This window comes from Pirellulales bacterium (genome assembly GCA_019694435.1).
Lineage (GTDB): Bacteria > Planctomycetota > Planctomycetia > Pirellulales > JAEUIK01 > JAIBBZ01.
Genome location: JAIBBZ010000022.1, coordinates 77,556 through 99,871 on the forward strand (window position 1 = coordinate 77,556; position 22,316 = coordinate 99,871).

General features: G+C 64.9%; 21 protein-coding genes. 11 read left to right on the forward strand and 10 right to left on the reverse strand.

Annotated features, from left to right (window positions below):
- Window positions 1–20 precede the first annotated feature (20 nt).
- Window positions 21–1,010: an RluA family pseudouridine synthase gene (locus K1X74_16025; GenBank protein MBX7167841.1), complete on the forward strand. Its 990-nt coding sequence runs from the start codon at window positions 21–23 to the stop codon at window positions 1,008–1,010.
- A 45-nt stretch (window positions 1,011–1,055) separates the two neighbouring features.
- Window positions 1,056–1,916, forward strand: coding sequence for a fumarylacetoacetate hydrolase family protein (locus K1X74_16030; protein ID MBX7167842.1), 861 nt, complete (start codon window positions 1,056–1,058; stop codon window positions 1,914–1,916).
- Window positions 1,917–1,922: 6 nt separating this feature from the next.
- On the opposite strand, the gene K1X74_16035 is transcribed toward K1X74_16030, so the two are convergent.
- Both K1X74_16035 and cbiE read right to left on the reverse strand, forming a co-directional pair.
- Window positions 1,923–2,687, reverse strand: a complete 765-nt coding sequence (locus K1X74_16035) for a PIG-L family deacetylase (GenBank protein MBX7167843.1) — start codon at window positions 2,685–2,687, stop codon at window positions 1,923–1,925.
- A 36-nt stretch (window positions 2,688–2,723) separates the two neighbouring features.
- Window positions 2,724–3,983, reverse strand: coding sequence for a precorrin-6y C5,15-methyltransferase (decarboxylating) subunit CbiE (cbiE, locus tag K1X74_16040; GenBank protein MBX7167844.1), 1,260 nt, complete (start codon window positions 3,981–3,983; stop codon window positions 2,724–2,726).
- A 173-nt stretch (window positions 3,984–4,156) separates the two neighbouring features.
- Between cbiE and K1X74_16045 the strand changes: the two genes are divergently transcribed.
- A complete protein-coding gene (locus K1X74_16045; protein MBX7167845.1) occupies window positions 4,157–5,140 on the forward strand; it encodes a phosphoglycerate dehydrogenase in 984 nt (327 codons plus the stop codon).
- Between the two features lie 117 nt (window positions 5,141–5,257).
- On the opposite strand, the gene K1X74_16050 is transcribed toward K1X74_16045, so the two are convergent.
- The 4 genes from K1X74_16050 to queA all read right to left on the reverse strand — a co-directional run bounded on the left by K1X74_16050 (window position 5,258) and on the right by queA (window position 8,739).
- On the reverse strand, window positions 5,258–5,590 hold the full coding sequence (locus tag K1X74_16050) for an iron-sulfur cluster assembly accessory protein (protein MBX7167846.1): 333 nt from the start codon (window positions 5,588–5,590) through the stop codon (window positions 5,258–5,260).
- Window positions 5,591–5,720: 130 nt separating this feature from the next.
- Complete coding sequence (locus K1X74_16055) at window positions 5,721–6,914, reverse strand: aminotransferase class V-fold PLP-dependent enzyme (protein MBX7167847.1); 1,194 nt, start codon at window positions 6,912–6,914, stop codon at window positions 5,721–5,723.
- Between the two features lie 62 nt (window positions 6,915–6,976).
- Window positions 6,977–7,606 (reverse strand): phosphoesterase, encoded by a 630-nt coding sequence (locus K1X74_16060; protein MBX7167848.1) that lies wholly within the window; start codon window positions 7,604–7,606, stop codon window positions 6,977–6,979.
- Window positions 7,607–7,692: 86 nt separating this feature from the next.
- Window positions 7,693–8,739, reverse strand: a complete 1,047-nt coding sequence (gene queA, locus K1X74_16065; protein ID MBX7167849.1) for a tRNA preQ1(34) S-adenosylmethionine ribosyltransferase-isomerase QueA — start codon at window positions 8,737–8,739, stop codon at window positions 7,693–7,695.
- Between the two features lie 109 nt (window positions 8,740–8,848).
- On the opposite strand from queA, the gene K1X74_16070 reads away from it, so the two are divergent.
- The 4 genes from K1X74_16070 (at window position 8,849) to K1X74_16085 (ending at window position 13,516) form a co-directional block, all read left to right on the forward strand.
- Window positions 8,849–10,015, forward strand: a complete 1,167-nt coding sequence (locus tag K1X74_16070; GenBank protein ID MBX7167850.1) for a glycosyltransferase — start codon at window positions 8,849–8,851, stop codon at window positions 10,013–10,015.
- Window positions 10,016–10,168: 153 nt separating this feature from the next.
- The gene (locus K1X74_16075) at window positions 10,169–10,654 is read left to right on the forward strand and encodes a division/cell wall cluster transcriptional repressor MraZ (GenBank protein MBX7167851.1); all 486 of its coding nucleotides are present in this window, start codon (window positions 10,169–10,171) and stop codon (window positions 10,652–10,654) included.
- Window positions 10,655–10,990: 336 nt separating this feature from the next.
- Entirely contained in the window at window positions 10,991–11,848 is an 858-nt protein-coding gene (gene rsmH / locus K1X74_16080) for a 16S rRNA (cytosine(1402)-N(4))-methyltransferase RsmH (protein MBX7167852.1), read from the forward strand.
- Between the two features lie 60 nt (window positions 11,849–11,908).
- Window positions 11,909–13,516 carry a LysM peptidoglycan-binding domain-containing protein gene (locus K1X74_16085; protein ID MBX7167853.1) on the forward strand — a complete coding sequence of 536 codons (1,608 nt, stop codon included), beginning with the start codon at window positions 11,909–11,911 and terminating at the stop codon, window positions 13,514–13,516.
- A 7-nt stretch (window positions 13,517–13,523) separates the two neighbouring features.
- On the opposite strand, the gene K1X74_16090 is transcribed toward K1X74_16085, so the two are convergent.
- Both K1X74_16090 and K1X74_16095 read right to left on the reverse strand, forming a co-directional pair.
- Complete coding sequence (locus K1X74_16090; GenBank protein ID MBX7167854.1) at window positions 13,524–14,786, reverse strand: dipeptidase; 1,263 nt, start codon at window positions 14,784–14,786, stop codon at window positions 13,524–13,526.
- A gap of 204 nt (window positions 14,787–14,990) precedes the next feature.
- Window positions 14,991–15,923: a DUF1571 domain-containing protein gene (locus K1X74_16095; GenBank protein ID MBX7167855.1), complete on the reverse strand. Its 933-nt coding sequence runs from the start codon at window positions 15,921–15,923 to the stop codon at window positions 14,991–14,993.
- Window positions 15,924–16,346: 423 nt separating this feature from the next.
- On the opposite strand from K1X74_16095, the gene K1X74_16100 reads away from it, so the two are divergent.
- From K1X74_16100 to K1X74_16115, 4 genes are all read left to right on the forward strand, one after another.
- Window positions 16,347–17,030, forward strand: a complete 684-nt coding sequence (locus tag K1X74_16100) for an MBL fold metallo-hydrolase (GenBank protein MBX7167856.1) — start codon at window positions 16,347–16,349, stop codon at window positions 17,028–17,030.
- A gap of 152 nt (window positions 17,031–17,182) precedes the next feature.
- Window positions 17,183–18,049: a zinc metallopeptidase gene (locus tag K1X74_16105; protein MBX7167857.1), complete on the forward strand. Its 867-nt coding sequence runs from the start codon at window positions 17,183–17,185 to the stop codon at window positions 18,047–18,049.
- A gap of 436 nt (window positions 18,050–18,485) precedes the next feature.
- Window positions 18,486–19,481, forward strand: coding sequence for an SMP-30/gluconolactonase/LRE family protein (locus K1X74_16110; GenBank protein MBX7167858.1), 996 nt, complete (start codon window positions 18,486–18,488; stop codon window positions 19,479–19,481).
- A 39-nt stretch (window positions 19,482–19,520) separates the two neighbouring features.
- Window positions 19,521–20,255, forward strand: coding sequence for a PEP-CTERM sorting domain-containing protein (locus tag K1X74_16115; protein ID MBX7167859.1), 735 nt, complete (start codon window positions 19,521–19,523; stop codon window positions 20,253–20,255).
- A gap of 6 nt (window positions 20,256–20,261) precedes the next feature.
- On the opposite strand, the gene K1X74_16120 is transcribed toward K1X74_16115, so the two are convergent.
- Both K1X74_16120 and K1X74_16125 read right to left on the reverse strand, forming a co-directional pair.
- Window positions 20,262–21,353 (reverse strand): DUF1559 domain-containing protein, encoded by a 1,092-nt coding sequence (locus K1X74_16120; GenBank protein MBX7167860.1) that lies wholly within the window; start codon window positions 21,351–21,353, stop codon window positions 20,262–20,264.
- A 146-nt stretch (window positions 21,354–21,499) separates the two neighbouring features.
- A partial coding sequence (locus K1X74_16125) for a sensor histidine kinase (protein ID MBX7167861.1) occupies window positions 21,500–22,316 on the reverse strand: 817 nt, incomplete at its 5' end.

A 22,316-nucleotide genomic window follows, 5' to 3' on the forward strand; every position in this document is an offset into this window, starting at 1 on the left:
GCGCACCGGTCCTCCTACGTATGTTCGATCCTTCCGTTCGCGATGACCCCATCGAACTGGAGGTCGAACCCCATGAAGCCGGAGTGCGGCTCGATTGGTACCTGGCGCATAAGCTGCCAATCTACAGCCGCACGATGCTGCGCAAGGTCATCAACGCCAAGGGCGTGACCGTCGACGGGCACCGCGAAAAGGCCAGCGCCATTCTCAAGCCGGGCCAGCGACTGCGGATCGTGCTGCCCCCGTTGCCGAAAACGGGTCCTCGCCCCGAGCCGATGGCGCTCGATCTGCTCTACGAAGACGAGTCTTTGGCCGCCGTCAACAAACCGCCAGGGATGGTCGTCCATCCGGCCCGGGGACATTGGTCGGGCACCTTGGCCAGCGGGCTGCAGCATCATTTCAATCAGCTGAGCAGCGTGGGAGGGCCAACGCGGCCCGGCATCGTCCATCGTCTCGATCGTGACACCAGCGGCGTGATCGTCGTCGCCAAGACCGATACGGCCCATCTGCACCTGGCCGAACAGTTTCAGAATCGCACGGTCCAGAAACAGTATCTGGCGATCGTCGTCGGCGCGCCCGAGCTCGACCGCGACTTCATCGATTTGCCGATTGGCCTGCATCCCTATCACCGCGAGCGCATGGCAATCCGCCACGACAGTCCGACCAGCAAGGAGGCGCAAAGCTTCTACGAAGTGGTCGAGCGTTTTCGCGGATTCGCACTGGTGCGGATCGTGCCCAAGACGGGCCGTACGCATCAGATTCGCGTGCACCTGACGTCGATCGGCTGCCCGGTGTTGTGCGATCGGTTGTACGGCGGCCGGGCCAGCCTGACGCGCGGCGACGTGACCGGCCGACCCGAAGACACGACCGAGCTGCTCGCGCGTCAGGCGCTGCATGCGCAGCGCCTGTGCATCGTGCATCCCGTCACGGGAAGACCGCTTGAATTTACGGCTCCTTTGCCGGCCGACATGGAGGCCGTGCTCCAGGTTCTGCGGCTATCGCGGAGCCTATAATCGGTAGTGTACCGCGATTGTTCTTTTCGCTTGCAGAGGCCCTTCATGCAACTTGCTCGCATCCTCGACCCGCAGGGCAACAACGCCGTGGCCCTGATCGAAAACCGCACTGTGCGGCAGTTGGCGCTCGAGGGCGGCCAATATCGCTCGCTGACCGATATTCTCGAGTCGGGCGACCCGGCGGCGATCGCCCAGTTCTTGATCGATGGCAGCCAGCGGCCTCGCGAAGTCGACGACGTCACGTTTCTGGCTCCGCTCGACGAGCAAGAGATTTGGGCCGCGGGCGTAACCTACATTCGCAGCCGCAGCGAGCGGATGAAGGAATCGCAACAGGCCGCCTCGTTCTACGCGCAGGTCTACGAGGCCGATCGGCCGGAATTGTTCTTCAAGGCCACGCCGCATCGCGTGGCAGGGCCAGGACAGCCGGTACGCATTCGCTCCGATGCGAGCTGGAATGTGCCTGAGCCGGAACTGGCCCTCGTACTTTCGTCGCGGCTGCGGCTGGTCGGCTACACGATCGGTAACGATATGAGTTCGCGCGACATCGAGGGGGCCAATCCGCTGTATCTGCCGCAGGCCAAGGTTTATGACGCCTGCTGCGGACTGGGGCCCGCGATCACGTTGCGCCCGTCGATGCCGCCGCCGGAAGAGATCGGCATCCGCCTGGCGATCCGTCGCGGCGAGCGCATGGTGTTTCACGGCGAGACGCAAATCAAGCAGATGAAGCGCACCTACCAGGACTTGATCGATTACCTGGGCCGCGACAACAGCTTTCCCAAGGGGGTCATCTTGTTGACCGGCACCGGCATCGTGCCGGGCGACGATTTCACGCTCCAGCGCGGCGACGTCGTCGAAATCACCATCGACGGCATCGGTACCCTGGTCAACCCGGTCGTACAGGGATAGCGCCGGCTAGGCGGGCTTCTCCCCGTGCGCTCGCGGTCCAAAGAGCATTGCCATCAGGTCGCCTGTGCGGAGGGCCCGTGTGTTGATGAAGGCCTCGCCAAAGGCGCAGCCCGCGGCCATGCCCTCGACCATGTTCACGGCCTTGATGCGCTCGAGCACATGCGCCTTGTGCGGCGGAAACTGCGTCGCATAGCAGGCGATCGAGGCCAGCTTCGCCTCCATCGTGTCGGTCACGTCGACGACGAACTGCCCTGCCGCGGGCAGGTGTCCAGGCGAGCCGAACGACAGCGAAAAATAGAGCTGTGCCGAGATGCTGTGTACGGGCAGGCCGTCGAAGTAGGCGTCCCACTTGGTCAGCCGCGAATAGAACACGGCCGCATCGGTGATCTGCATGGCCTGCCAATGGTCGGGCGAGGCCAAAGGGGTCTTGTCGCCGAAACCAATCACCACGCGCGGCCTGTATTTGCGGAATTCCTTGCCCAGGGCGACACGGGCCTCGAAGCTGTCGAACAGCCGTCGGTTGGGCAGCTCCAAGGTGCGCCGCACCTGGACGCCGAGCGTCTCGGCCGCCCGTGCTGCCTCGGCCAGGCGCACCTCCGGGCCCGGAGAGGCCGGCGTGGGCTCGCCGTCGGTCAGGTCGATAATGCCGACCTGGTAGCCCTGCTTGACGAGCTTGGCGAGCGTGCCGCCACAGGCGATCTCGACGTCGTCGGGGTGGGCTCCGACGGCGATGACGTCGAGCCTCGGATACTCGGCAGGCGCTGTGCTCACGTGGGACCCTCGGGGAACGCCGCCGACGCCTGGGGTTCAGTCCGGCTTGCGGACCGACATGAGAAAGCTTGGGTTCAACGCTTCGAACCGGACGCGTTCGAGCTGGTAGATGCCCCGGGCGATGTTGAACAGCCAGACTTTCACGTCGGGTCCGCGGGCGTGGAGCGTGCCATGCACTTCGGACAGGTTTTCGATGCTACCGACGGTCGCCACGAGCCGTCCGCCCGGCCGCAAGCGGTCGTAAGCGGCATCGACCACGCGGCTGATGCCGCGCCCGCTGCCGCCGACAAAGATCGCGTCGGGCACCGGCAGACCGGCCCACGCGTCCGGAGCGCGGCCATGCACGGCGACGAGATTCTTGACGCCAAACCGCTCGGCATTCGAGACCATCAACGCATGGTCGTCGGCGTCCATCTCGACGGCATACACCTTGCCGCTGGCCGCGATTTGTGCGGCTTCGATGGCGACCGAACCGCTGCCGGCGCCGATGTCCCAGACGACGCTCGTCGGCCCCAGGTCGAGTTCGGCCAGGGCGACGGCCCGCAACTCGGCCGGCGTCAGCAGACCGTGCTTGGGCTTCGATTGCTGGAATGCCTCGTCAGGATTGCCGAACAATCGCCGTCCTAGTTGTTCGCTCGGGCGATCGGGCCGCTCGGGCTTGCGCACCAGAACCATGACGTTCGGCGCGGCGAAATCCTGCTGGGCCAATTCGGACATTTCGCCCACGGTCACGCGTTCGTCGGGCGAGCCGAGGTTCTCGCAGACATAACCGTAGAAGTAATCGAGGCGATTCTCGAGCATCGCCTGCGCCACGGCGCTCGGCGGATACTGCTCGGTCGTGAACAGCCCGACCTTTTCAGCCGTACGGATGCGCTCGACAACGGCCTCCAGGGGGCGCGACGCCAAGTTGGTCAGGTAGGCCTCTTCCCAGCTTTCCTTCACGCGGGCAAAGGCCAGTTGCATGCTGCTCACGTGCGGGACGATCTCGAACCGGTCCTTGCCCAGCCGGCCGCAGAGATACCGGGCCACGCCATAGAACAGCGGGTCGCCCGAAGCTAGGATCACGGCCCTTTTTTTTCCGGCCGCGTTGAGGCGGCTGGTCGCCTCGTCCATATCGCCCCCGACGGCCCATTTTTCCGCCTTGCTGGTGGGCACCAGGCGGAGCAGTTCGTCGGTGCCAATGAGCAATTCGGCGCGGTCGAGCAGGTCGCGCGCCGCGGCGGTCAGGCCTTCCAGGCCATCGTCGCCAATCCCGATGATGTGAATCTTTTCCGCGGCAGCCAAGGTTCGCGCCATTCCCGGCGAAAGGTTCCTCACGAGCGTCCACGACTCGTCCCGCCGGGGATTCTAGGCCACCGGGTTCGCGGCATGCAACCTTTGCCCACTTGATCGGGCGCCGTGGCGTGCGTTAGAACCCCGGGCGAACGCTTTGCAACCTGAAACCGGCATTCCTAGAAGCGGCTTGAAACATGCCCCGTGTGCTCGTCACCCCGTTCATGCTCCATCACCAGCCTGGCCCCTATCTCGACGCGCTGTCCAGTGCGGGGCTCGAAGCGGTGTACCCGACAGGTGGCCGCTCGTTGATGGATCCCCAGTTGCTGACCGAAGATCTGCGGGGGGTCGATGCGGTCCTGGCCGGCATGGAGCCCTTCAATCGCGACGTCCTGGCGGCGTCGAAGCTGCGCGTGATTGCACGGATGGGCGTGGGCTACGACGCCATCGACGTCGCCGCGGCAACTCGGGGCGGGACCCTGATCACCATCACTCCCGGGACAAACGAGCCCTCGGTTGCCGAACAGACGCTGGCGCTGATCCTGGGTATCTATCGCGGCTTTCCAGGACGCGATCACGAGGCTCGTAGCGGCCATTGGAAGCGGCAGACGCTGCCGCGGCTGGCCGGCAAAACGCTCGGTTTGATCGGCCTCGGACGAATTGGTCGCGCGCTCGTACCGCGGGCCCTGGGACTGGGCCTGAAGATCATGGCCTGCGATCCGATGGCCGATGCGGCATTTGCCGCGGCGCACCAGGTGCGGCTCTGCTCGCTCGATGAGTTGCTGGCCGAGGCCGACATCGTGAGCCTGCACTGCCCACGCACCCCCGAAACCGAGAATCTGATCAACGCCGCGGCCCTGGCACGGATGAAGTCCGGCAGCGTGTTGATCAACACCGCACGCGGCGAAGTGGTCGACGAAATGGCCCTGGTCGACGCCCTGCGGAGCCGCCATCTGCTGGGGGCGGGCCTCGACGTGTTTCGCGTCGAGCCGTTGCCGGCTGACCACCCGTTGACCAAGCTCGACAATGTTCTGCTCAGCCCGCATATGGGCGGCCTCGATCATGAGTCGGTCGTCGCCATGAGTCACAAGGCGGCCTGGTGTATCGGCGAGCTGTTCCAAAAGCGCTGGCCCGACGGCTGCGTCGTCAATCACTCGCTGCGCGAAGGCTGGCATTGGTAGCCGGTCGCCGTCGCTGCGTCGGCGATCAAAGAAAAACGCCCCGCGCAACACCCGAGGCATTGCACGAGGCGCGGATCGTTTTCTTTTGAGCGTCCGTATCCGGCCGCGAGCTACGGCTTAGGCCGAGAACGAGCTGCCGCAACCGCAGCTACGGGTTGCGTTCGGATTTTCGAACGTGAACCCGCGCTTTTCCAGCCCGTCGTAGAAGTCGACTTTGGTACCATCGAGGTACAGTGCACTCTTCTTGTCGACGACGACCGGCACGCCGAAGCAATCGAACTTGCTATCGGTCTTTTCGTCGTACTGGGTGTCGAAGCCCAGGCTGTATTGGAAGCCGCTGCAGCCGCCGCCCGCAACGCCCACGCGCAGCAAAGTCTCAGCGCCCAGGTTCTGCTCCTGAATGATCTTTTTGACTTCGGCCGCTGCTTTTTCGGTCAGGGTGACTGCCATTTTCGCAGGTACTCCCGTGCACTCGGTGTTTTTGCCAAATTCAGATGGCTAAATTATACCATCTCGCGGCCAGAGAAAAGCCCGAACCGGTCGCGGGAATCGCTTGCGCGGCCGGATTCTTCGGCATTTTTTACGCCATGCTACTCATCCGCCGGAGCCGGCGGACCGTCTCGGCCACTGCCGAGATCGCAAACTCAACCTCGTCCGGCGAGTTGAAACGGCCCAGCCCGAACCGCAGACTGGCCCGCGTCAGGTCGTCGCTGATCCCCAGGGCTCGCAGCACGTGGCTCGGCTCGGGATTGGCCGACGTGCAGGCGGCCCCCGAACTGACGGCCAGGTCGCGCAGACTCATCATCAGCGCCTCGCCGTCGACATAGGCGAAGCTGAGATTCAGATTGCCCGGCAGCCGCGCGCCAGCCATCTCCAGCGGTGGGCCATTCAGCAGCACCTCGTCCAGTTCGGTGGTCAGTCCCCGGTACAATCGATCGCGCATGGCCGCAATTCGCTGCGTCTCGTCCGGCAACTCGGCGACGCAGAGCTCCAGCGCACGCGCAAGGCCTACGATGCCCGGCACGTTCAACGTGCCGCTGCGCAAACCGTGCTCCTGCCCGCCGCCTTCGATCTGGGGTTCCAGCCGTACGCTCGGCGCGCGCCGCCGCACGTAGAGCCCGCCGACTCCCTTGGGGCCGTAGATCTTGTGCCCCGAAAAGCTGAGCAGGTCGACGTCCAGGGCTTCGACGTTGACGGGCACTTTGCCCACGGCCTGCGTCGCGTCGCAATGCACGATCACGCCCCGCTGCCGGCAGAGCGCGGCGATCTCGGCGATGGCTTGGATGACGCCGATCTCGTTGTTGGCCCACATGACCGACACGAGCAGCGTGTCGTCGCGCAGGGCATCGGCCACTTGCTGCGGATCAAGCCGCCCCGGGCAGGTCGAGCCGACCTGTTCCGGACTCAGCAGCGTGATTTCAAAATCGCGCCGCCCCAGACGCGCTAACGGCTCAAGCACCGACTTGTGCTCGGTCGACACGCTCACCACGTGGTTGCCGCGCCGCCTGGCGCGTTCGCAAACGCCGCGGATCGCCAGATTGTTGCTCTCGGTGGCGCCGCTGGTGAAGACGATCTGCCGGGCGCCGGTGCCCAGCGCGGCCGCTACGCTTTCGCGGGCCGCATCGACCGCCTGCCGCGCCTCGTCGCCAAAGCTGTGATTGATGCTGCCGGCATTGCCGTACTTTTCACCGAACCAGGACAACATCGCCTCGAGTACCCGGGGATCGACCCGAGTCGTGGCATGGTTGTCCATGTAAATCGGCAGCTTGACCATGGCGCGTGCACTTCGGGCGGGCGCGAGCGAATCCAGGTGAATTATAGGCCCGCTACGGCCATTCAATCGAACAATGCCCGCAGGCAGTACTGCGACCAGGTTTCAAAGCGGTCGCAATCGGCCAGCAAAGCATCGACCGGAGCAAAACCGGCGTCGCACAGGTCCGCTTCGCGCGGACGCACATGGGGCCCCGTCAAATCGAACAGATGCACGATGCCCAGGTGGACGCGGCCCACTTCGGTCTGGTCGTCGTTGATCAAACCGACACATGCCGCGCGGTGCGGCCCGTCGAGATAGACCTCTTCCGCGAGTTCGCGGCGCATCGCCGCGTCGTAGAGATTGTCGGGCAGTTCGCCGGTTGCCGTCGTCCGATCCTCGGCCGAGATATGGCCGCCGACGCCGATGCTCCGCTTGGCGTGCAGCCGTTGCTCGCCCTGGCCCGATCCCCGGGTGTAGTGGAACAAGCAGGGTCCGCGGTCCGGATCTTCATAGCGAAAGATCACGTAGGGAATCAGTTGCTTCAAACTCGGATCGGCCTCGGCGGCGGGCCGTGGGACGAAGCGAAAATGCTCGTGGCGCAACAACCCCGTCACGTAGCGATCGACGTCGCGATGAAACCCCTGGAAGTGGCCCAGGCCGTGAAACACCTCGGTGGGAACCACGAGGACATGCTCGACATCGACCAGCGACATGACGACTCCCTTCTTGGGCGCGGGATGTTTGCTGCGCGCGAAAGAGGCATCATACCCCAGAGCCGGTTGGCGGCAACTTCGCGGCGTCAGACGATCAGCATCGCGTCGCCGTAGCTGTAGAAGCGATATTGTTCGCGCACCGCCTCGCGATAGGCGTCCCGCATCAGTTCGTCGCCGCCAAAGGCCCGCACCAGCACCAGCAAGGTGGATCGCGGCAGGTGGAAGTTGGTCAGCAGCGCGTCGACTACGTGGAAGCGAAAACCGGGGCGAATGAACAGGTTCGTCTGCCCGGTCCAGGGGCGCAGCTCGCCGCTGGCCGCGGCCGTTTCGAGCACGCGAACGGTCGTCGTGCCCACGGCCACGACGCGCCCGCCGTCTTGCCGGCGCCGGCGAATGCGTTCGGTGGCCTCCGCGTCGAGGTGTCCCCATTCGGTGTGCATCATGTGTTCGGCGAGCGAGTCGACCTGAATTGGCCGAAACGTATCGAGGCCCACGTGCAGCGTCACGCGACAGCGCTCGACGCCGATGTCCTCGAGCATGCTGAGCAGGGCCGGCGTGAAGTGCAGTCCGGCGGTCGGCGCGGCGGCCGAACCGGGGGTTGCCGCATAGACCGTCTGATAGCGATCCAGGTCGGCGTCGATCATTTCCCCGCCGCGGATATAGCAGGGCAGCGGCACGCGCCCCAGACGGCCCAGAATGGTCCAAGCGTCTTCATGCGAATCGGGGCGCGCCGTCCAGACGCCGCCGTCGTGCCGCTCGACCAAGAACAGGCCGATGTCGTCGCCTCCGCGGCGGTCGATCAGTTGAATCCGTTCGCCCGGCCGCAGTTTTCCCCGGCACTTGCCGATAACGCGCCAAAAGCCTGCCGCGTCGACGGACAGGAACAGGCCTTCCCAACGTCCTGCCGTGGGCATCCGGCGCCCCAGCAGCCGCGCCGGCACTACTTTGGTGTCGTTGACGACGAGCGTGTCGCCGGGCGCGAGCAGCTCGGGCAGGTCGCGAATGTGCCGATGACTCCAGCGGCCTCGCCGGCGGTCGACCACCATCAACCGGCTGTCGGCGCGATTGGCCAGCGGGTGCTGGGCAATCAAAGCCTCGGGAAGTTCGTAGTCGTATTGATCGAGTTCCGACATAGACCGCTCTAGGCGCCTCCAGGCCATCCAGTGCAAGCTGGAGCTACGCAATCATACGCAATCAGCGGGCCTCGGCGCGCTCTCGCGCCGCAACCTCATCGAGGCGGACTTGGTCAGCGCTCCCGAAACCATCTCGACTTTGCTCGGACGGCCGCTGCGGTTGGCGCTCTGCATCACCGAGCTCGAGCCCGGCGGAGCCGAACGCTCGTTGGTCGAGTTGGCAACGCGCCTGGCGCCCGAACAGGTGCGCGCGGCGGTCTACGTGTTGGCCGGACGGCCGCCGCCGCCGCGAGATCTACTGGTGCAGCGGCTGATCGATTGCGGCATCGAGGTGCATTTCGGCAACGCCCGTCACGCGGGGCACCTCGTCCCCACGCTGCGCTGGCTGGCTCGCGCTTGGCGCGAGGCTCGGCCCGACATCGTGCACAGTTTCTTGTTCCATGCCAATCTCAGCGCGCGGTTTGCGGCGCGCCGGGCCGGTGTGCCACACGTTGTCTGCGGCATTCGCGTCGCCGAACATGGAGTAGCCTGGCATCGCTGGTTGGACCGGGTCACGCAGAGTCGCGTCGACGCGTTCGCCTGCGTGAGTGAGTCGGTCGCCGAGTTTTCGGCAACCATCACCGGGCTGCCCGCCGAAAAGCTCGTGGTCATTCCCAACGGCGTCGATGTGGCACGCCTGGCCGCACTGCCAGCGCGCTCGGCCGAGGAGCTTGGTTTGCCGCACGGCCGGCGGTTTCTCGCGTTCGTTGGCCGGCTCGACTACCAGAAGGGCATCGACTGGCTCATCCACCTGGCCCCGCGCCTGCTTGCCGCGTTGCCCGAGCATGATTTGTGCGTCGTGGGCGACGGACCACTGCGCGCGTGGATCGAAGCGAAGGTGCAATCCAGCAGTGCTCACGAGCGGATTCATCTCCTGGGTTGGCGCAGCAACGCCAGCGACTATCTGGCACTGTCTGAGGTCCTGCTGTTGCCATCGGCCTGGGAGGGATTGCCCAACGTCGTGCTCGAAGCCATGGCGCTCGCGCGGCCCGTCGTGGCGCATGACGTGGAAGGCGTGCGCGAACTCTTGCGACCCTTCGAGGCGCACCAGTTGGTACCGCGCAAAGATGAAGAATCGTTCATCCACGCGGTGGTTGCCTTGGCGCAAGATCGCCAACTCGCGGCCCAATTGGGCGCCGAGAATCAGCGCCACGCTCGCGAAGAGTTTTCGTTCGAGCGGATCGTTGGCGAGTATTTGAATCTCTATTTCGCGCTCCTCGCACCGCGGCACACGTGAGTTGGTGTCTCCACGCTAAGTGGCTTCGGCCACACGCTTTAGCGAATTCCATTTAAGCGGCTTTTCGAGGCGCTCGAGAACTTGCTTGACGCTTTGTGTCGAATGGCTATCTTTGGGCCGAAGTGGGACTGAGTGGGAGAAAATGGTGAGTCGATGGCTTGGACCGGCACCTATTCGCGGTCGCTGGACGACAAGCTGCGGCTGGCCATCCCGAAGCCCCTGCGTGACGATCTCAAGGCTGCCCAACAGGAGGTTCTCTACGCGGCTCCTGGCACCGACGGATCGCTGGCCCTGTACGGCGAGGATGCCTTCACGCGGCTGGCGGCCCGACTCACGGGGGCCTCGCCAACGGCCAAAGACGTGCGCGATTTTGGTCGCATGTTTTACGCCCGAGCCCAGCGATTGGACATCGACGGTCAGGGCCGAATTCGCCTGCCCACCGACCTCGCGACCGGGGCCGGGCTATCGCGCGAGGTCGTCTTGCTGGGCGTCAACGATCATCTGGAGCTTTGGGACCGGACTCGCTGGGAATCCTATCTAGCCGAGAAGAGTCCGTTGTACGACCAGATCGCCGAGGCGGCCTTCAAACCCGCAGGTAACTTGCACTCGAACCCGATCACGCCACCAGGAGAAGACTGAACAGCAGGCCGATTAGGCTGGAAAAGTTGGACATCGACCGCATGACGCCGCGCAGGACAGAGGCCACCGTCCGCGCGGTGCAAGTCGGCTCAGCCCTGAGAGGGCCGACGGCGGTTGATGGGTCGGGAGAACAGGATGCTCTCGGCCGCTTCGAGCGGAGCATGTGATCCTCCTTGCCGCCATGCCTTCCGCAGGTAGCCGCCCCAGCGTGGGTGCACGGATGTGCCCCGGGGAGGTAACCTCAAGCATGTCGGGCGCGTGCCATGGGTGCGCTGCCGCTTCCCTGCTTTTTCTCGAACGAGTCACTGGCCTGTGACGACCTCGGTCCATGTACCCGTGCTGTTGGCAGAGGTCCTTGCCGGCCTGGAACCGCAGCCTGGCCAGACGATCGTCGATGGGACGGCAGGCGGTGGGGGGCACGCCCGGGCCCTGGCCGACCGGGTTACCCCTACGGGCCAGGTCTTGGCGCTCGATCGCGACCCGGCTGCTATCGCGGCGCTGCTGGCAAGCGAGTTACCGGCCAACCTGAAGCCGGTCGTGGGCAGCTATGTCGACTTGCCCGAGATCTTGGCAGCCGAAGGCCTGACTGCCGTTGACGCCATCCTCCTGGATTTGGGACTCTCCAGCGATCAATTGGCCGATCCGCAGCGCGGATTCAGCTTTCAGACCGGCGGGCCGCTCGACATGCGCTTCGATCCAACCCAGGGCGAACCGGCCTGGCGTCTGCTCTCGCGTTTGAGCGAGAAGACGCTGGCTGACCTGATTTACGCCTACGGCGAAGAGCGCCACAGCCGGCGGATCGCGCGGCGCATCGTCGAGTCGCGCCGCCGCGATCCGATCGACACGTCCGAGAAGCTGGCCACCCTGGTGCGAGCCGCCGTGCCGCGCGGCCGCGAGAAAATCGACCCGGCCACGCGGACCTTTCAAGCACTGCGGATCGCGGTGAACGACGAGTTGCGCGGTCTGGACATCGCGCTGCGGCGGTTGCCCGACTGCCTGCGACCCGGCGGACGGCTGGCGATCATCAGCTTTCATTCGCTCGAGGATCGGCGCGTGAAAGAGGCGTTCCGCAACGACCCGCGTCTGGAAGTGATCACGAAGCGACCGGACCGCGCCACGGACGAGGAAGCGACGGCGAATCCTCGTGCGCGCAGCGCGCGGTTGCGCGTCGCCCGGCGCCGTACTGCCGTCTGAAACCCGGTGGCCCGGCTCCCCCCCGATCAAACATTGCAGTCCACGGAAGGACATCCTTCGATGAAGAATCGTAACGATCAGGATCAGGACGACGAGCGCGACTATGCCGACGAGCAGGACGACAACGAACAAGCGTCACCGAAAAAGAAGAAGCGTCGCGTGCCGGTCGAGGGAGCCACAGGCTCGTGGAAGCGCTATCTTCGCGCGGCCGTCGGAGCGTTGACCTTGATCGGTGGCAGTGCCGGCGGCGGTGGTTACTACTACTACACCCAGGGCAGCAAGTCCGACAATCCGCTCCAGCACTTGAAGGAAGCGCAGACGGCCGTCGAGCAGGGGGCGCAAAAACTGGCCGCGGGAGCGCCCTCGGTCCAAGAGGTCCTGCAAGATCCCCAGCAGGCAGTCGGGCAATTCGCAGAGAATGCCAACCAGGCGTTCGACAACGCGGCTGCCCAAGTGCAGCAATCGGCCGAACAGGCGGTCGGCGACTTCACTCAGCCGGCGCAGCAGGCCGTGGACCAGTTCGCCCAGGACGCCGGTCAGGCCGCCGACCAGCTGGCACAGGATGCCTCGCAATACGGCCAGCAGGCGGTCCAGGCCGCCGACAGTGCGCTTGCGCCTCGCGCCAGCATCGGGTCGCGCACCAATGCCCACGAACCGCCTTTCGACGCTTCGCAATCGCTGCCTCCCCAGGAGTCGTTCCCGGCGGCCGAGCCCTCCCAGATGGCCGGCGCGCCCTATGGAGTGGAGCCCTCCGGCCAGATGCCGGCAACAGCCCACGATCATCCTGCGGCCGAGTCGCCCCCTGCCGCGTCGGCGTTTCCGACGGAAGCCGAGCAGCCTTCGGCCTTTGCCGACAGTGGCCAAGCAGCCCCGGCGACCGAAGGATTCACCGCGCCGCCCGAGCCCAGCGCGTCGCCGTTCGCGACGACGCCTGCTGCCGAGATGTCGCCGCCGACGGCCGATGCGGGCGAATTGGCCCCGGCGCCACGCTCCAGCCGTCGCCGCGCGTCGGTCGCTGCCGCTCCGCTGGCCGAGCCGGAGGCGATGACTTCCGACACGGGCCAGTTCTCCGAACCGACCGCCGATCTCGAACCGCGCACCCCGCCGGCCGGCGATTTTGCCCGGCCGCATCAGCGGACTCCCCAGACCATGTCGGCCGACGTCGAGCCCTCCGTGACTCGCTCGGCGACCGCGGGTACTTACACGGTCGAGCCGCAGGACAACTATTGGGTGATCTCGCAAAAAATCTACGGCAACGGCGCCTACTTCAAGGCCTTGTTCGAGCACAATCGCGACCGCTATCCGCGCGCCAACCGGCTGCGCGTCGGCGACGTCATCTCGACCCCGCCGGCCGAGACGCTCGCCGCGACCTACCCGCAGTTGATGCCGCGTGAACTCCGGCCGGCCGCCGCCAGCCGCGACATTCGCGGTGCGCCCGTCGCCGTGGCACCTACAGGGCCGCGCCCCTATGTCGTCGCCGAGGGCGACACGTTGTTCGACATCGCTCGCAATGAGTTGGGAGATGCTCGGCGCTGGTCCGAGATTTATGAGCTCAACCGTCAGACGCTGGGCAACAACGTGGATCGCCTGCAGCCCGGCACTCAATTGACGCTCCCGGGCAGCGAAGGCTCGACCGTGACGAATCGAACCAGCCGGCGGCTGCGCTAGCTGCTCGTCAGGGCGCTGGCTCGCCGGTTTGCATCTGCGCGGCGACCTGCTCGGCCGCGCGGAGCACGCGCAGGATGTTGCCGCTGAGAATCTTGTGAATGTCCTCGGCACCATAGCCGCGGTCCAAGAGCGCCTGCGTGATCAGCGGATAGGTTGCAACGTCTTCGAGTTGCTTGGGCAGCATTTCGACGCCGTCGTAGTCGGAACCGAGGCCGACGTGTTCGACGCCGGCCACACGCGCGATGTGATCGATGTGCGCGACGACGTCGTGAATCGTACCCGGCTCGATCGGATTCGCCTTGCGCCAGGCGTCGATCGCGCGGTCGAAATCTGCCTGCTCGGGAAATTTTTGTCGCAGTTCGCGCCCCACCGCGAACATCTGCGCGCGTAACCGTGCCGAGGCGGGTACGACGAAGCCGGAGTAATAATTGACCATCACGATGCCTCCTTGGGCGGCCGTTTCGCGCAGCAGGTCGTCGGGCACATTGCGCGGATGGTCGGCAATGGCCCGCGCCGAAGAGTGGGAGAAGATGACCGGGGCGCGGCTCGCGCGTAGGGCGTCACGCATGGTCGCCTCGGACACGTGCGACAGGTCGACGAGCATGCCCAGGCGGTTCATCTCTTCCACGACGGCCTCGCCAAAGGCCGTGAGCCCATCGTGCTGGGGTTCGTCGGTCGCGGCGTCGGCCCAGGCGAGTGTGTCGGCATGGGTCAGCGTCATGTAACGGGCACCCTGCTCGTAGAGCTGCCGCAGCACGCCCAACGAGTTCTCGATCGAGTGCCCGCCCTCGACGCCCAGCATCGACGCGATTTTTCCCGCGGCCTGAATCCGTTCGACGTCGGCCGCGGTCGAGGCGAGTTCGAACACGTCGGGATATCGGCGGATCATCTCCTTCGCCAGGGCGATTTGCTCGAGCGTCTGCAGCAGGGCCGTACCTTGCCGGGCCGTTTCGGCCGGCACATACACGGACCAGAACTGGGCACCGACGTTGCCGGCGCGGAGCCGGGGAATGTCGGTATTCAGTTTTTGCTGGTGGACGGCGATGTCGAGCTTGTCGAAGGACGAGCCGCCTTCGGTGCGAATCATCCACAGCAGATCGTTATGTCCGTCGAACACAAAACCCGCCGCGTGCACTGCCCGGCCTTCGTCGGTCATGACCACGGGCGCCGTGGTCGCCGGCTGCGCGGGCTCGGCGGCAGTGATCGGCGCGGCCGCGGTGCAGTAGCAGGAGAGCAGCAGAAACCAACACCGAATCGATGAGCAAGGCATGGCAGGGGGCTACGGCAGGGTGAGTGCATCCCAAGCGGCAGGTGGAGTTCCCACGCGCAGCACCCAGCGTAACCGACGTGTCACCGAGGAGCCATTGCCGCCGTTCAACGCACGCGGCCCGGAGAGGTCGTGAGACCTGACCGGGCCGCGGGGGTAGACGCCGAACGGGTGAACGCGCGCCCCTGGCAGGGCGCGAGCGGTAGCTTATTGCGGATAGCCGTAGGAGCCGTTGGCCGGATCGAAATCCGAGTCGGTGAAGCCGTTGTTGAGCTTCAGGTTGAGGTAGGTGTATTCCTCGACCAGCTCCGGCTTGCCGCCGGGCGTTTTGGGCCATTCATAGGCCGCATAGCGCACCGGCACCACCAACTCGTCATCGACGAAGATCTGCGCCAGGTGGAAACGGAAGTTGCGACGTGGCACGGGATGCTTGACCTCGATGCACGTGCAACTCCGGCCGTTGATTTTCGTGTTCGGGCGGAAGACCACTTCGCACTCGCCGTATTGCGTGTCGGCCCGGCCGATCGCGATCAGCTTCTCGGTCAGGTTGAGCATGCCGATCTCGGTCACCGGGTAGCGGTTGTCGCGCATCGCGACCCAGCCGTTGGGGTCCAGCTCCAAGGTGCCCAGGACGCGATTCTTGTAGCCGGTGCCGTGGGCCACGAGCTTGTTCTCGTTGCGGCCGGTCACGAAGATCGCTTCCTGCCCCTTGAGCGCCGAAGGCGCACGGAAATACGTGTAGACGCTGAACGGCCGGTGCCGCACTTTGATGAACAGGTATTGATAGTCCTTCAGCTCGCCGTCGATCCGCTCGCGCTTCACGAATTCGCACTGATAGTCTTCGATCGCCCGAATGTGTTCGACGTTCGACTCGGCCCAGCGCAACGCCGGCATCAGCGGATGCTCGCCGGGGGCCGCGGGCCCCGCTTCGATCACGCTCCGCAGGCTCAGACGATTTGCAACCAGCGGGTTCGGCGTGGCCACTTGCAGCGGCGGCTGCTCGGGCTTTTGAGCCAACCGGGGCGAGAGCAGGCCGGCGCCGTTCGCCGAGTAGACGCTTGGCTGCTGCGGTTGGGGATACAACGTGGGTTGCGGCTGCTGCGCCGCGGCCGTTTGAGCCAGGGTCCCGGCGGCGAACAAGGCCGCGATTCCCTTTCGACCTATCGTTGAGAAAAACCTCATTGCACACTCTCCGGGGTTCGCCGCTCGTGCAGGCACGGCCGTAATGTCAGGGACAGGGGGGTCCGGCGACGGTCCGGGCGGTCCACGCGCGCCGAACCGAAATTGCAAGTCGTGTGCCGAGAGGTGCGGTTTCTGCCCGCCGGCTCAAGGGGCTTGTCGCAACCTTATGATTGCGTTGGCCTTATCGAACGTGCCGACGTGCAGGACGCGATGCTGGCAGGGGCTCGCGGTGGTATCTATCGTCGCGGTTGAAAGCGACTTTTTACAATGCTCCGCTGGCAGCCGTTGTCTTACCCAGTCGTTTAAGTTGATTGCGTCGCGCGCCTGTCGTTGCCAGCACAGTTCGCCTGCGCGGCGCTGCCTGCCCGGAGCACAAACACTTTGAGTTCGCCCCGCATCGAAGTCCTGACCATCGAATCACTGCCGTTCGGAGAAAACACCTACGTCGCCTGGCTCGAGGGGCGCGACGACTGCCTGATCGTCGATGCCGGCCTGGAGCCGCGCAAGATCGTGCACGCCGTCGAAGCGCGAAAGTTGAGACCCGCGGCACTGCTTTGCACGCATGGGCACGCTGATCACATCGGCGGCAACGAGTACCTCAAGCGGATCTGGCCCGAGGTGCCGATCGTCACCGGCAAGAACGAAGCACAGATGCTGGTTGATGCCCGCCTCAACATGTCGGCGGTGTTCGGCGTACCCGTCACGAGTCCGCCGGCCGACATCCTGTTGGCCGACGGCGAATCGTTTTCGGCGGCCGGGTTCGAACTACAGGTGTACGAGATTCCCGGGCACTCGCGAGGTCACATCGTGTTCGTGTGGCGGGGAGCTTCGCCCTACCAGGTCTTTGGCGGCGACGTGTTGTTCGCCGGCAGCATTGGCCGGACCGATTTTCCCGGCGGCAGCTTCGAACAACTGGCCGCGGGAATTCACCACAGGCTGTTCACCCTGCCCGACGACACGGTGGTCTGGCCGGGCCATGGACCTGCCACGACCACCGGCCGCGAGAAGCGCACCAATCCGTTCGTCGGCGAAGCCGCGGGGATCTACGGGATCGACGATATCTAGGACCTCCGGCCCGCACAGGTACAACTCTGCCGGGGCCGAATCGTGCAACCTGCTTGCCGCCGGTGCGGCCCGCGGAGAAGATAGCGGGCAACCGGCTGTTTACTCCGGCCGAGAACGCCTGCCGTCACGCTTACCGACAGGATCATCTGACCATGCGTTGGCAAGAAGGACGCCGTAGCGAGAACATCGAGGATCGCCGGGGCATGCGGCCCCGCACGGTCGCGGCCGGTGGCGGCGGCTTGATCATGCTCATCATCATCGTGCTGGCGATGTTGTTTGGCGTCGATCCGCGTCCGCTGATGCAACAAGCGCAACAGCCGCAGGCGGGCGCCGAGGCCGATGGCGAAGCGGGCCCCATCGAATCTTCTCCGGAAGAAGAGCAGCTCAAGGATTTTGTCGCCACGGTGCTGGCCGACACGGAGGACGTTTGGAAGGCGCTGTTTCAAGCGGGCGGCCGGCAATATCGCGAACCTACGTTGGTATTGTTCCGCGGTCAGGTGGAATCGGCCTGCGGATTGGCCAGCGCTGCTGTCGGGCCCTTCTACTGCCCGGCCGACGAAAAGCTCTACCTCGACCTGGCCTTCTTCGAAGAACTGCAGAACCGTTTTCGTGCACCGGGCGATTTTGCGCAGGCCTATGTAATCGCCCACGAGATCGGGCATCACGTCCAGAATCTCTTGGGCACAATGGAGCAGGTTCATCGTCTCCGCGGCCGCGTGAGCGAGACCGAGTTCAACCAGATGTCGGTCCGCCTCGAATTGCAGGCCGACTTCTACGCGGGTGTCTGGGCCCACCACGCTCAACGCATGAAAGGCCTGCTCGAGGCCGGCGACATCGAGGAGGGGCTCCGGGCTGCCAGTGCCATCGGCGACGACAAAATCCAGAAAATGACCCAGGGATACGTCGTGCCCGATTCCTTCACCCACGGCAGCTCGGAACAGCGCATCCGCTGGTTCCGCAAGGGCCTGCAAACGGGCGATTTATCGCAGGGTGATACGTTCAATGCCGACGACCTGTAACGCGCAAGACTCGCTCGCCTGACGGTCTGGCCCCAGGCTCTGCGGGGTTTTCCGGACAAATCGGGGCGAAAATCGCCCATTTTGCCCGTTCGGGCGCGCTTGACTCCCGCCGCGCAGCAGCTATTATCACTTCGATCGATCGCCTGACCGATCAAGTTCATCGACCCTGCTTTGCCTTGCTAATGCAGCTCTCTCGCGTCTGACCTCGGCCAATGGCCGACCTTCTTGTCAGACCTTCCGCGGGCGATTCCAGCAACCCGATTGCTGTGCTTCGCGCTTGCCGCTAACCGACCACGCGCCGCGGCCACGAATTGCATCGTCTTGACCGGTAGTTCCGGCGTGCTTTTGCGCTCGACGAGAACAGCCAGGCCAACGTGCCTTCGCGGTGCTTACCTGCCCCATACGCCACACCCGCATCCATCCGGAGTTTCACCCTATGTCGTTCCCGATCTTACGTCGCACCTGGCTGCTGCTGGCGGCCGCATGCACGCTGTTCGCAGCGATCGCGCCGGCGCGCGCCGCCGAGTTGTTGGTGGCCGACCGGCTGAGCAATTCGGTCTACCGCTACTCGGCGGCAGGCGATTTTCTCGGCGTCTTGCTGCAAGACAACGTGAATCTGAATCAACCCAGCGGCATTCAGTTGTCGCCCGATAAGACCAAGCTGTACGTTGCCAGCTCGCAGAACGGCAAGGTGATCTCCTACGACTACAACGGCACCACCGCCACGAACCCGCAGGTGTTCGCGTCGGGTTTAGTGTTTCCGAATTCGGTCATCTTCAGCCCGGATGGCAGCAAGGTCTATGTCTCGCAACTCGGTGGCGGCGGCGTCGCGCAGTTCAACTCCAACGGCACCAGCGCCGGAAGCGCGCTGGTCGGCGGTTCGTCGAGCCAGCTCTCGGGCCTGGCTTTCGCACCCAGCGGGCAACTGCTCGTCGGTGCGTTTGCCGACGACGCGACGGGCGTGTTGGGCGGTGTCGAGCGCAGCAATGCCGGCCTCAGCTCGCTTACGGATTTCATCGCTCCGGCCGCAAATCTTTGGGGCGTCGGGAATCTGCTCGTCGACGGCAATGACTTGTACGTGACGGCCGGGTTCGCCGGCCTGGTGAAGAAGTACGACGCCACGACGGGCGCCGTGGCCGGCGGCTTCACGGCGCCTTCGGGCCTGGGGTTTCCTGCCAGCATCACATTGGCCCCCGATGGGAACGGCCTGTTGGTGGGCAGCCTGGGCTTCGCGGCCGGCGGCGGCAATATCTCGCGCTTCGGCTTCGACGGCACGGCGCTGGGCCTGTTCAAGGCGGCCCAAGCCAACCCGGCGTTGGGCTTCACCGAACCGACCGGGTTGCTGGTCGTGCCCGAGCCCTCGTCGATTGTCCTGGCGGGAAGCGCCGTAGCGGCCCTGGCCATGGCTGCGATGCGTCGCCGCCGATCCTGAATTGACGCAACTCTGAGCTAACACCCAAGGCTTCTTCCTATGCGACTTCCGATGCATGTTCTGACCACGACGGCCTGGCGCAAGGGCGCGCTGACGCTGATGCTGCTGACGTTTGCCGCTTCGACGGCCGATGCCGCGCCGACGGTGTTCTTCAATGGCTTCGACAACTCGAAAGCCGCGCTGACCAATTCGAACGCCGCGCGCGACAGCCTCGTGGCCACGCTTAGCAGCTACGGCGTCGAAACGCTCGACGATCCGGCGCTCAACGGCGTCGTCGATCCACCCTTGGCGTTCCCCGGCACGGGGATCACGGGCACCAGCGACTTCGACTTTGTGGTGACATTTGCCACGTTTGCGGTGAGCGGCGCAAATGCCTTGCTCGACAAGGGACCCGACGACCGTGGAACGCCGTTTTCCGACGTGATGACGTTCAGCGAGCCGGTGACGGCCTGGGGCAGCTATTTCGTGCAGGGCGGCGACGGAAATGCAAACACGCTCACCTTCCGCCTCGAAAACACGCTCTTGGGGACCAGCAAAGACGTCATGCAACCGATTGGCGACCATTGGCCGTTTACCAATGTGTTCTACTTCGGCGTCACCGACACCGATCCGTTCAATCGCGTGACGATGATCGAGTCGAACGACAACGATGGCATCCTGCTCGACAACATTCTGGTCGGCCAGGTGCGCGCCGTGCCCGAGCCGAGCACGTGGGTACTGCTGGGCACGGGGCTGGCGACGCTCGCCCTGATTCACCGGCGACGATGCGCCTGATGTGGGCTACTGCGTCGAGATGATGTCGCTGGCGTCGCGGGTCGAATAGGCGCGCCACGTGAGCAGGTCGATCTGATTTCTGAGCAGCCGGGCACTGCCGTCGGCAAACACGACATTGACCCCGCCAGGGTGCAGGCTGCGCGCGGCACGCCAACCATAAGCTGAGTAGAGCAGCGGCTTGTCAGGGCCGGGCGTCGGGTCGACGGTTACCGACGTGACGCAGTCGTACTCCTGGGCGTTCGGGCCATAGTAGGCATTGAACGTGGCACAGCGGTATTCGCCGCTGCACCAGGCGAAGCCGCGCGGATCGTTTCCCGTGCCGGACGCGGAATTGAAGCTGCGCGCCGCGTTGCACTTCGCGTCAGTCAGGTCGGGCGAGCCGAAAAAGCTCAGCACGAACTTGTAGCTGCGCTCCGGCGAGAAGCCGATGAAGGCTCCCGTCTGGTCGCGCTGAGTATCGGCCCCTAGCAAGCTTTCGGAGAACAGCATCGTGTTCGACGAACCGTCGGTGAGGTGTGCGTAGGTTGTGGCCGAGTTGACGAAGAAGATGCCGTCGGTCTTGAACGGCGTACCCCCGCCGGCGCCCGAGCCCGAGCAGGCAACGTAATTCGTCGGCCCCATGCCGATCTTGACCGCCCGCGCCTGGTCGCTGGGGCAGAGAAACAGCGGCACCATCATTTCGACTCCCTCGCGATTGCGGTCGGCAATCGGATAGCCGGGGCCGGGCATGTACAGCGGCAGGTTGGTGTCGATCAGATTCAGCAGGTTCTGCTGTTCGAGATACGGCAGCACCTGGGCCAGCGCCGACCAGCGGTAGAAGCTGTGCGGATGGGTGGGGACGGGGTCATAACGATGGGAGATGGCGGCCGCAGGAAAACTCTTCCACGAGTTTTCGTACTGCGTGCACCCGAGCCCGATCTGTCGGATGTTGTTCAGGCATTGCGTCTGGCGGGCCGCCTCGCGGGCAAATTGCACCGCCGGCAGCAGCAACGCCAGCAGGATTCCGATGATCGCGATCACGACCAACAATTCGATCAGCGTGAACCCGCCGCGCCTCGTCGGCGAATCGTCAGGGCGACCGCTGGACAGAGGCATCATGGGCAACCGGTCGCCGGGGCGGGAGGGCGTGGCGACGCTCGCAGTCGCCGGGAGGGATTCGTGCCACGCCATTTTTAACCGCTGGGCGCCTCCAGGCAAGCTGGCCCGGTGCGCCCCGCCTCGCGGTGCTCGAAAACGGGCGAGGATTAATGTGCGGTCGCAGAGGTCGCCAACACGGCAGGCATTTCGATGGTGAACCGGCTGCCCCGCCCGACTTCGCTGTCCACCAGCACCCGGCCGCCGTGTTCGCGGACGATTTTGGCCGTGACGGGCAGCCCGAGCCCTGTGCCACGGCCCCCTTTGCGCGACACGAACAAGCTGAAAATGGCCTCGCGATCCTCGGGGGGAATGCCGCCGCCGTTGTCCTCGACCACCACGCGCACCAATCCCGTACCTGGCTGGTAATCGGTGGTCACGTGCACTTGTCCCCGGCGATCGTCGCATTCGCCGGCCGCGTCGAGGGCATTGGTCACCAGGTTCAAGACGGCGCGGTGCAGCCCGTCGGCATCGAAGGACAACCGGGGAATGTCGGCCTGCGGCGCGCACGTCAAATCGACGTCCAACTCGCCCGCCCGCGTCGTCATCAGCTCGACGACGTCGGTCACGACTTCGTTGATATCGGCTGGCGCGAGCTCCGGCTCGCGCTCTTTGCTGAAGGTGAGCATGTCGAGCACGAGCGTCGAAATCTTGTTCTGATTCTTCTCGACGATGTCCCAGCCCTTGCGGATTACGGCCTCGTCGTGGTGCGAGAGCCCGTGCTCGATCAAATAGCTGCCACCGCGGATGCCCTGCAGGATGTTCTTGATGTGGTGCGACAAGGTCGCAATGGTCTGGCCGACGGCCGCCAGTCGCTCGGCCTGCACCATGGCCGAGTAATAGCGCGTGTCCTCGACCGCCAGGGCCGCCTGATGGGCGATGGCGATCATCAACTTCAGGTGTTCATCGGTGAATTTGTTCCCGCTG